7 protein-coding genes and 2 pseudogenes are annotated in these 9,976 nt (G+C 72.0%); 2 read left to right on the forward strand and 7 right to left on the reverse strand.

What is annotated here, in order from left to right; translation table 11 throughout:
• Positions 1 to 187: 187 nt before the first annotated feature.
• Both WH07_RS30830 and WH07_RS30835 read right to left on the reverse strand, forming a co-directional pair.
• Positions 188 to 1,186 (reverse strand): annotated as a pseudogene (locus WH07_RS30830) (DMT family transporter); the annotation flags it as partial.
• Entirely contained in the window at positions 1,183 to 2,136 is a 954-nt protein-coding gene (locus tag WH07_RS30835; protein ID WP_079023699.1) for a phosphatase PAP2 family protein, read from the reverse strand. The gene WH07_RS30835 and the pseudogene WH07_RS30830, both read right to left, overlap by 4 nt.
• A 208-nt stretch (positions 2,137 to 2,344) precedes the next feature.
• Between WH07_RS30835 and WH07_RS30840 the strand changes: the two are divergent.
• Together WH07_RS30840 and WH07_RS39140 are read left to right on the forward strand one after the other, a co-directional pair.
• Positions 2,345 to 2,941 (forward strand): annotated as a pseudogene (locus WH07_RS30840) (TetR/AcrR family transcriptional regulator); the annotation flags it as partial.
• 596 nt (positions 2,942 to 3,537) lie between these two features.
• Positions 3,538 to 4,614 carry a terpene synthase family protein gene (locus tag WH07_RS39140; protein ID WP_046507306.1) on the forward strand — a complete coding sequence of 359 codons (1,077 nt, stop codon included), beginning with the start codon at positions 3,538 to 3,540 and terminating at the stop codon, positions 4,612 to 4,614.
• Positions 4,615 to 4,636: 22 nt separating this feature from the next.
• On the opposite strand, the gene WH07_RS30850 is transcribed toward WH07_RS39140, so the two are convergent.
• The 5 genes from WH07_RS30850 to WH07_RS30870 form a co-directional block, all read right to left on the reverse strand.
• Entirely contained in the window at positions 4,637 to 6,298 is a 1,662-nt protein-coding gene (locus WH07_RS30850) for a cytochrome P450 (protein WP_046507311.1), read from the reverse strand.
• Positions 6,299 to 6,373: 75 nt separating this feature from the next.
• Positions 6,374 to 7,105, reverse strand: a complete 732-nt coding sequence (locus WH07_RS30855; RefSeq protein ID WP_079023702.1) for a GTP-binding protein — start codon at positions 7,103 to 7,105, stop codon at positions 6,374 to 6,376.
• Complete coding sequence (locus tag WH07_RS30860) at positions 7,086 to 7,460, reverse strand: DUF742 domain-containing protein (protein ID WP_046507313.1); 375 nt, start codon at positions 7,458 to 7,460, stop codon at positions 7,086 to 7,088. The genes WH07_RS30855 and WH07_RS30860 overlap by 20 nt, the downstream gene beginning before the upstream one ends.
• Positions 7,457 to 7,834 carry a roadblock/LC7 domain-containing protein gene (locus tag WH07_RS30865; RefSeq protein WP_408645963.1) on the reverse strand — a complete coding sequence of 126 codons (378 nt, stop codon included), beginning with the start codon at positions 7,832 to 7,834 and terminating at the stop codon, positions 7,457 to 7,459. The genes WH07_RS30860 and WH07_RS30865 overlap by 4 nt, the downstream gene beginning before the upstream one ends.
• 26 nt (positions 7,835 to 7,860) lie before the next feature.
• Positions 7,861 to 9,624 (reverse strand): sensor histidine kinase, encoded by a 1,764-nt coding sequence (locus WH07_RS30870; protein WP_079023703.1) that lies wholly within the window; start codon positions 9,622 to 9,624, stop codon positions 7,861 to 7,863.
• Between the last annotated feature and the right edge of the window lie 352 nt (positions 9,625 to 9,976).

The following is a 9,976-nucleotide window of genomic DNA, read 5'->3' on the forward strand; positions in this document are numbered from 1 at the left end:
TGCGGGGACGGGGGACTTGCAGGGCGAACGCCCCGGGGAGCAGCATCACGGGGCCGGGTGCGCCGAGAACGGTGAGCCGGCGCGCGGCCGGACGGGTGAGGGCTCCGCCGCGTTCGGGAGTGCCGGGCGCGGGGGTGCCGGGCGCCAGTGACGGTACGGAGCCGGGCTCGGGCCTGCGTTCCCGCGACGGGTCCGGCGGAAGGTCTTGCGGCAGGCCCTGAGCCTCGGCCGGTTCCGGGACCGGATCCGCCTCCAGTGTCATGCCTGCGGCGACGCCCGGGGCACGGCTCGTATCCAGCGGTGGTTCCAGGCCCGCCCCCTCCAGCAGCCGTGCCGCCGACGAGCGCGACAGCAGGACGACTCCCCGCGCCGCGGCCACCGCGCCGGCCAGCGCCGCCGCGATCCCTGGCGCACCGCCCTGGAGGCGTTCGCCCAGGAGGATGACTCCTATGGCCGCCGCGGCGACCGGGTTGGCCAGCGTCAGCATCGCGAGGGGAGCGCCCAGTCCGCCGCGGTAGGCGGTCTGGGAGAGCAGCAGCCCACCCGACGCGAGGGCCGCGACCACCAGGGCCACGGCCGCGACCTGCCACAGCGGCAGTATGTCAGCGTCGCCTTCCTCCCCCACCCGGCCATGGGCCGCGGCGGCGACCGTCACGGTCTGGGTGAGGGCCGAGGCGACACCCGAGATGATGCCGGAGGCCGCCGCGTGCCGGAGTCCGGGCCGGGCGCCGGGCCGGCAGAGCAGCGCGACCAGCGCCAGCGCGACACCCGCCACCCCGAGCGCCTGCACCAGGGTGAGGGTCTCGTCCGGTTCCGTGTCGGCGCCCGCCGCAGCGACCAGTATCGCCGTCAGGCCGACGAGAGTGAGCGCCGTACCGCGCCACTCCTCCCGGCTGACCTGCCGCCCGGCCCGGCGCGCGCCCAGCGGTACGGCGGCGACCAGGGTGAGCGCGCCCAGCGGCTGGACGACGGTGAGCGGACCGTAGGCCAGGGCCACGACATGCAGCAGCGCGCCGGACGCGTTCAGCCCGACCGCCGACCACCAGGCGACGCTGCCCAGCAGAGCGAGCAGTCCGGCCTTGGGCGCCGTGCGCGCGGCGAGCCGCTCCTGCGCCACGGCCGCGGCGGCGTACGCGACGGCGGAGACCAGCGACAGCGCGACAGCGGCCACCGTCTCGCCGTTCATCGGGCCGTTCCCGACGCGAGGCCCGAGGCGATGACCGGCACGACGCCCGGCGACGGGATGAGCGGCACGATTCCTGCGGGAAGGCCGGACGCGATGAGCGAGACGACCACGGGCACCCGTACCGGTTCCGCTTCCTTCGCCGCCTCCGGCCGTGGCTCCGCCGTCGGGCGCGGACGCGCCGCCCCGTCCCGTACGGCCGAATGGGACCGTACGGCCGGAGCCCGCCGCCCCGGCGCGTGGACGCAGGTCAGCACGCCCGACAGCAGTACGACGGCCACGATCGTGTCGAGCCAGTAGTGGTTGGCCGTGCCGATGACCACGAACAACGTGATCAGCGGATGGAGCAGCCAGAGCCAGCGCCAGCGTGAACGGCTCGCGGCGATGAGCCCGATCGCCACCATCAGGGCCCAGCCGACATGGAGCGAGGGCATCGCCGCGAACTGGTTCGCCACCGAGTCGGTCGTCGGCGTCTCGGCGTACACCGAGGGCCCGTACACCTGGCCCGTGTCCACCAGTCCGGTCGCCTCGACCAGCCTCGGCGGCGCGAGCGGCATCAGTACGTGGAGGACGAGCGCGGCACCGGTCAGTGCGGCGAGGGCCCACCGGGCCCAGACGTAGTGGCCGGGTCTGTGCCAGTAGAGATAGCCGAGAAAGAGCAGTGTGGCGGGGAAGTGCACGGCCGCGTAGTAGGTGTTGGCGGACTCGACGAGCGTTCCGCTGTGCAGCAGCAGACTCTGTACGGTGCCCTCGTCCGGCAGGTGCAGAGAGCGCTCCCAGCCCCAGAGGCGGTCGGCGTTGCGGTACGCCTCCTCGGTATGGCCGGTGGCCGCCTGCCTGCCGAGTTTGTAGACGAGGAAGAGCGCGGTGACGAGGAGCAGTTCACGTACGAGGGGCGGTCGGGCGGGAGTGTCCTGCTCCCGTTCGGCGGGCCCTGTGCGGGCGAGTCTCACCCGACCCCCTTGCATGGACAGCACGTCGCGGTATGACGGCGTGGTAGTGCGGTGACGCGGTGGTACCACGCCCTAGCGATACGCCAGTGTACCGATACGCTTCCGTATCGGTACACTGGCGTATCGATACCGTCAAACATCACAGTGCCCACAACAGTGCCCATCACAGCGCCCACCGCGGGGACGGGAGAAGGGACGGGAAGAGACGATGACACGGCAGCGCCGCTCCAAGATCACACCGGAACGGGAGCTGGAGTTCTACGAGGCCGCTCTGGACCTGCTCAGAGAGGGCGGCTACGAGGCGCTGACCATGGAGGGAGTGGCGGCCCGCTCCCGCTGCGGCAAGTCCACCCTCTACCGGCAGTGGGGCACCAAGCCCCAGCTCGTCGCCGCCGCTCTGCGCGGCACCCGTTGTGTGCGGATCGCGGACATCGACACCGGCACCCTGGCCGGTGATCTGCGGGCCGCGGTCTGCGCCGCCGCAGACAGCGCGGGGCGCGATCTCGCGCTTCAGCACGCGCTCGGGCACGCGGCCCTGCAGAATCCCGAGCTGCTGCGGGCGTTGCGCGAGGCGGTCGTCGAACCGGAGGTCGCGGCGATCGACGCCATGGTGCGACGCGCCGTCGAGCGCGGCGAGATCGAGGCCGGCCACCCGGCGGTGGAGTTCGTGGCCGCGCAGCTCATCGGGGTGATGCGGGCGCGGCCGGTGCTGGACGGGCGGAACGCGGACGAGGCGTATCTGGCGCGCTTTCTGGAGGCGGTGATCTTCCCGGTACTCGGGCTGGAGACCACGGCGCCGAAAACCGCCGCTCAGGACGGACGGAGTGCTCAGGACGCGCGGAGGTCCGTATCGCCGGAGGCCGTGCCGCCGGAGAGCGCTTCGCCGGGAGCGCTCTCCGCGGAGGCCCGCCGGCTGGAGGCCGTCCCGTCCTCATGAACGGCGGGCCGTCGTCCCAGTGGATGACGACGGCGGTTCCGCCCGCGCCGCACCGTGGGGACGGGGGCGGCGCGCCCCCGGCCGGTGGGCCTCTTCCTCGGGAGCGGCCCACCGGCGTACGGACGTAGCGGGCGTACCGGCGGGCCGGGATCCGGAGCCGCCCCGGCGCGCGGAGCCGGGGGCCGTACATCCGTCTCACTCCCCCACCGTCCATTGGCGTAGCCATGCCGGTCCGGACAGGCTCCTCATCCCGTACCAGCCACGGCGAGGGCATTTCCGGCCAGCAAGGATTTCGCCACGTGGGCGGGCGTCCGAGCGCGGGACGGCCGGACCGGATCGCTTCGGCGCGGCTCAGCCACCTGTCAATTCCCTTTGGGCCGTTGGCAATTGCCTAGTTGTTGACGCTCCGTCATGGGCATATAGGCCCCAGTCCGAATCGCCCCTCGCCGTACAGGAGGCCGATCATGACCTGTGTCTCGGGACAGCGTCTGGTCCAGCAGCTCCCGGCTGTGCCGTTCTACTGCCCGGTCCCGCCCGCCCGGCATCCGTCCGTGGCGGCACTCAACGACCGGACCGTACAGTGGATGCTCAAACAGCGGCTCGACACCGACGAACGTCAGCTCAAACGGCTCGCCGTCTGCGACTTCGGCGGGCTGACCGCGTCGACGATGCCCTACGGGGCGCTCGAACGGCTCTCCCTCATGGCCAGGTTCCACGCCGTGCTGTTCTCGCTGGACGACGGTGTGTGCGACGAGTCCGGGGCCACGGCGGATCTGCTCGCCCAGGAGACCTCCCGCATCATGCGTGCCGTGGAGGCGCCCACCGCGCGGGCGTTCGGCGACTCGCCGCACACGGCGGCGCTGCGCAGGCTCCGGCTGGAGGCCGAACGGTTCGCGTCCGCACGTCAGTTGCACCGGCTGACGGAGGCGCTGCGCGTCTACACCTCGGGCCTGGTGTGGGAGGCGTCCTGGCGGCGCAGCCCCGGACTGCCGTCGCTCGACGACTACATCACCCTGTGGATGCGGGCCATCGGGATGGCGCCCTCCACCGCGATGATCGAGGTGGTCGGCGGCTTCTCCGTGGCCGACGAGGATATGCAGGACCCCCGGATACGGGCGCTCACGGAGATCACCTGGACCCTGGTGAGCTGGGACAACGATCTCTACTCACGGAACAAGGAGCTGGAGCGGGCCGGCGACAACCTCAATCTGATCGATGTCCTCTGCCAGGAGCACGGAATCTCGCCGCAGAGCGCTCTCGTGCGGGTGGTGGCGATGCGGGACCGGGTGATGGTGCTCTTCCAGCGGCTGACCGCACAGGTGCTGAAGGAGGCGGACAACGATCTGCGCCGTTACGTCGGCGGTCTCGCCCAGTTCGTCCGGGGTCATCTCGACTGGGCGTCGATCTGCCCGCGCTACACCGTACGGTCCGGGCCGCGGGCGAGGCCCGGCGGGTGGTGGAAGCAGCAGCCGGCCGACGACAGCCCGGAGCCGCTTCCGATACCCACGATCTCCTGGTGGTGGGACCAACTGGCCCACTGACCAACCCCGTTGGCGGGGGCGGTCAGTTCCCTTGCCACCAGCGGCTCAGCGCCCGCCAGGCACGCCTGGGAGCGCTCTCGGTACGCCCGGCCGGGGCCGGTGCGAGGGGCTCGGCGAGCACCGGAGCCGACGGATCCACCGGCTGCGGCTCCGCCCCTGGCCCCGGCTTCGGCCCGGGTCCAGGCTGAGGCCCCGACCTGGGTCCAGGCTCCGGCGTCAGCGCCGCCCCCGTTCCTAGCCCCGGTCCCAGCCCCGGCGCCGGTCCCGGCCTCGGTCCTGGCCTCGGTCCCTGCCCCGGTACGGGAATCGAGCCCGGCCGGGGCGAGTCCACCTGCCACTGCGGCCGCCGCGCGGCAGGTGTCGCGTTCGGCGGCCCGGTGACATCCTGCGGCGGCCGGGGCGCGAAGGTCACGGGCAGCTCCAGCAACTGACGGGACATCAGCGCCGCCTTGTACCGCAACTCCCGTTCCTCCACGGCGAGCTGGAGATCCGGCAGCCGTAACAGCAGCGCGTCGATCCCGGTGTCGGCGATGGCGCGCCCGATGTCCTGACCAGGGCACTCGTGCGGGCCGCCGCTGAAGGCGAGATGGGCGCGGTTGCCACGCATGGAGGCGCCGGGGTCCGGCCGTACCACCGGATCCGCGTTGGCCGCCGCGATCCCCACGATCAGCGCGTCGCCCGCCCTGATCCGTTTGCCGCCCAGCTCGGTGTCGCCGACCGCCCAGCGGCCGAAGATCGTGGTGAACGGGGGCTCGTCCCACAGCGTCTGCTCGACCGCCTCGGGCAGGGTCATATGACCGCCGCTCAGCCGTGCCCTGAACCGGGGGTCGGTGAGCACCATGCGCAGCACATTCGCGATGAGGTTGGCGGTGGTCTCGTACGCCGCGATGAGCACCAGCCTCAGATGCTGCGCCACCTCGTCGTCGGTGAGCCCGGCCGGATGCCCGGTCAGCCGGCTCGCGAAGTCCTCCTCGGGCGCGGCCCGGCGCCGCGCGACCAGTCCGCGCAGCACGGTCATCACATACTCGTTGCTCTCGTTGGCGGTCTCGGTGCCCTTGATCATGTCGCGGGCCGCCTGCACCAGGCGCTCGTTGTACTCCTCGGGCATACCGAGGATCTGCGCCATCACCATCATCGGGAGATGCTCGGCGAAGCGGCCGACGAGATCGGCCCTGCCGTCCCGGCAGAACTCGTTGATCAGCCGGTTGCTGTAGCGGTTGATATGGCGGCGGACGCCTCGGTGGTCGATACGGGCGATGGCGTCGGTGACCGCGCCGCGCAGCCGTTCGTGCTCGGCGCCGTCCGCGAAGACACAGAGGGGCTGCCAGGTGAAGACGGGTGCGAGGGGGTGGTCGGGGGGCGCGGTGCCGTCGTGCAGCGCGCGCCAGCGCCGGGAGTCCCGCGAGAACTGCGACGGTGTGCGTGTCACATGCAGATTCTCGCCGTGCCCGAGGACGAGCCAGGCGGGTACGTCGCCGTGCAGCAGGACGGGCGCGACGGCACCGTGTTCGGCGCGCAGCTTCTCGTACAGGCCCATGGGGTCGTTCTCGGCCTCGGGTCCGTACAGCCGCCGCGGCCCGCTCGTACCTCGCTCTTGGCTCGCGGCCCGGCCGTGGGCGGGGCAGCCGGGAGGCGGCGCCGCGTGTCCGCCGGAACCGGGCTGGGGAGAGGAAGGGATGGTCACGCTCACTCCGGTGATCGGGATCAGAGAAACAAGGTCATTGCGGGACAGGACACGGCACTTGAGGATCGGCGGCGATCAGCCCGGGGGCACGGAGAGCGCGTACAGATAGCGCGTGAGCGTCAGCAGGACATCCCGGCAGGAGGCCCGCAGCCGCGCGTCACAGTCGACCACCGGAACCTCGTCCGGCAGGTCCAGGGCCTTGCGCAGCTCTTCGGCCGGGTGGTGCGGCGCGTCGGGGAAGGTGTTGACGGCGACGACGAACGGTACGCCGCGTTCCTCCAGGCGTCCGATCACGTCGAAGCTCACTTCGAGACGCCGGGTGTCGACCAGCACGACGGCCCCCAGCGCACCTTCGAAGAGACCGTTCCACAGGAACCAGAACCGCTCCTGGCCGGGGGTGCCGAAGAGATAGAGGACAAGGCGGTCGGTGATGCTGATCCGGCCGAAGTCCATGGCGACGGTGGTGGCGGTCTTGCTCTCCACACCGGAGTTGTCGTCCACCCCGACCCCCGCCCGGGTCATGGTCTCCTCGGTGGTGAGCGGCCGGATCTCGCTGACCGAGCCCACCATGGTCGTCTTGCCGACCCCGAAACCGCCCACGATCACGATCTTCACCGCGGAGGTCGCGGTGGTCGGCAGGATGTCCTCGCTCCGAGGGCCCAGGACGGTGCCGCAGGGACCCTTGCCGATCGCGTCGGAGGAGGAGCCCGCGCTGACCGCGCCGGAGGATCCCGTGTCAATCGTGTCGAAGGAGGAACCCGCGCTGATCGTGCCGGAGTCGGTCGGGTCAGAGCCTCTGAAGTCCATGCATCACCGCTTCGAGGAGGGACCGGTCGGGGAGCGCGGCACGCACGACAGGTGCGCGCGATTCGACCAGTCCGGTCGCGAGGAGTTCCGTCAGCAGTACGGTCATCGCGCTGAACGGGAGACTGAGATACGCGGACAACTCGGCCACGGACAGCGGGGCACGGCAGAGCCGCAGGATGGCGGCCTGTTCGGGCTGGACCGTCGGGGACGGTTCGTCGCGCGCGACGATCATGGTGACAAGGTCGAGCGGGGCGCGTTCGGTGCCGCCGGGCCCGCCGGTGATCACATACAGCCGCTCCGGGTCCCCCGCGTCCGCCTCGGGGTTTCCGCGTTCCCGCCGGGGAGGCGTCCTCATCCGGCCTGCCCGTCGTGGCGCGGCGGACTGGTGAGATGGGCGCCGATCCGTACGACCATGTCCCGCATCCGGGCGCCCACCAGGCCCGCGTCGACCGTCTCGTCGGCGAGGACCGCGAGATACGCGCCCGGGCCCGCCTCCATCAGATAGAAGAAGCCGCCGCCCAGCTCGATGACGACAAGCCGCATCCGCCCGTCGGTACCGGGGATCTCGGCGGCGACGGCGGCGGCCAGGCTCTGGAGTCCGGCGCACGCGGCGGCGAGGCGGTCGGCGACATCGGGGTCGCCGCCGTACCGGGCCACACGGAGGCCGTCCGCGGAGAGCACCACGATCTGCTGGATCTGCGGGACTCCGTCGGCCAGTTCCTTGAGCATCCAGTCCAAGTCGGCGTGCCGCTGGATCACTTGAGATCTCCCTTGCCCCGTAAGTTGTCGGATTCGCCATGGCTGCCGGGTCCGGCCGGCGGGTCGTCCGGTGGCCGGGCCGACGGTTCGTCCGCCGCGGCGGGCGGCTCCTGTGGCGTGCCGTTGACCGCCCTGGTGAACGCTTCGAGCCAGATGCCGGGGCCGGATGCGCTGTTGGAAGCGCTCTCAGGCGCGCTGCTCCGCGCGGTGTCGCGTGCGGTGCTCCGCGCCGAATCCGGTGCGGCACTCTGCGCTCCGTGGGGTCCGGTCCCCCGCGCTCTGTCGCCGCCGCTGCGCTGGTCGTCCTCGATGTACGGAGCGGCCGCCCGGAGTGCGGGACGGTGGGAGCCGAGCGGGGCACGGCCCCGGCTGCGCCGCTGCGGCAGCCCGTTCTCCGTCCACTCCGTCACCACGGTCTCCCGGGAGGCCCGGGACTCCACGACCGGCGCGGACCGGCGCGGACCGGCGGACCACTGCGGACCGATGACCGCCCCGGGCGCCCGCCTTTCGGGGTGCGCCCGTCCTCCGGGGCGCGGTGCGTCCTCGGCGGGGAGTCCGGAGGCGGCGCCGCCCCGGGGCCCGGCGGCGGCGCCGATGCCATGCGCGATCCCCGGCGCGGGTCCGGTGGTCACGGATTCGCGCGGCACGACAAGGACGGCCCTGACCCCGCCGTACGCCGACTGCCGGAGCGAGACCTGAAGGTCGTACATCTGGCAGAGCCGCCCGACGACGGCCATACCGAGCCTCGGTGTCTCGCCAAGGTCATTGAGGTCGATGCCGGCCTGGGCCTGCGCGAGCATCCGCTCGGCCCTGGCCCGTGCCTCCTCGCTGAGACTGACCCCGCCGTCCTCGATCTCGATCGCGATCCCCGTCTGGACCTCGACCGCGGTGACATGGACACGGGTCTGCGGTGGCGAGTAGCGGGTCGCGTTGTCGAGGAGTTCGGCGCAGGCGTGGATGAGCGGTTCGACGGCGGTGCCGACGACGGCGACCTTGGCGATGGAGTGCAGATCGACCCGCTGGTACTCCAGGATCCGGGACATCGCCCCGCGCAGCACACTGAACAGGGGCACGGGTCTGGGCCATTGGCGCCCGGGGCGGGCCCGGCCGAGTACGGCGATGCTGTCGGCGAGCCGGCCGATCAGCGCGGTGCCGTGGTCGATACGGAGCAGATCGTCGAAGACATCGGGGTCGCGGCCGTGGTGCTCCTCCATCTCTCGCAGTTCGCCCGCCTGTTGGTGCACGATGGCCTGGACACGGCGGGCGATGTTCACGAACGAGCGCTGAGCGGAGTCGCGCATGGCCTCCTCGTCGTCGACGATCCGCAGTACGGAGCCGAGCAAGGAGCGCTGAGCGGCGGGCAGTTCGCGGTGGCGCTCGTCGCCGTCCACGACCGCCCGTATCGCCTCCTCGGGCGACTCGCCCTGGCGGAGACGGTGGATCGCCGCCGGCATCAGCTCCTTGCCGAGCCGTACGGTCTCCTCGTCATGGGCGGCTGTGCGCCGCTCCAACTGGGCGAGCCGGTGGGCGTAGTGCTCGTGGAGTGCGCCGATGGTCCTGCCGCGCCGGGACAGTTCGACGGCGCACCAGGTGACAAGGACGGTGGCGACAGCCCCGTACAGCGCGAGCGGCAGCCGCGCGGTGTCGGCGGCCACGGTCACCGCGAGGGCTGTCGCCGCCACCATCAGGGCCGCTGGAACCAGCAACGCGCGGACGGTGGGCGGCGCTTGAACATTCGGGGGCGCTTCGGGACGAACCATGCGATTCCTCTGGCGGTCGACATAGACCGGGTCGTTCGCACGCTCATCGCACTTTGGGAACAAGTGCCTGATTACGTGTCAACTCGGCGGGTTTCGCGAGAGCCTAGCCCGGCCGCGTGAGGGCCTCGGCGTATTCCCGCAACCGCCTGCACACGCCACAGCCCCGGGCATAGAATCGCGCATTTGCACTATGTGCTGCCATGGCGGCACACAGAGTCACCAATGGTGTCCGTGCCGGCACCGCCCTGGCCCGGCGAGGCGGGCGGCGCTGCTCGCGCGGGACGTGTCCGCCCCGTCACGTTCGCCGGGCGGGGCGGCGTTCAGGGCCGCTCGGCGGGCACCGTCGCAGGCT

The organism is Streptomyces odonnellii (genome assembly GCF_000981895.1).
GTDB lineage: Bacteria > Actinomycetota > Actinomycetes > Streptomycetales > Streptomycetaceae > Streptomyces > Streptomyces odonnellii.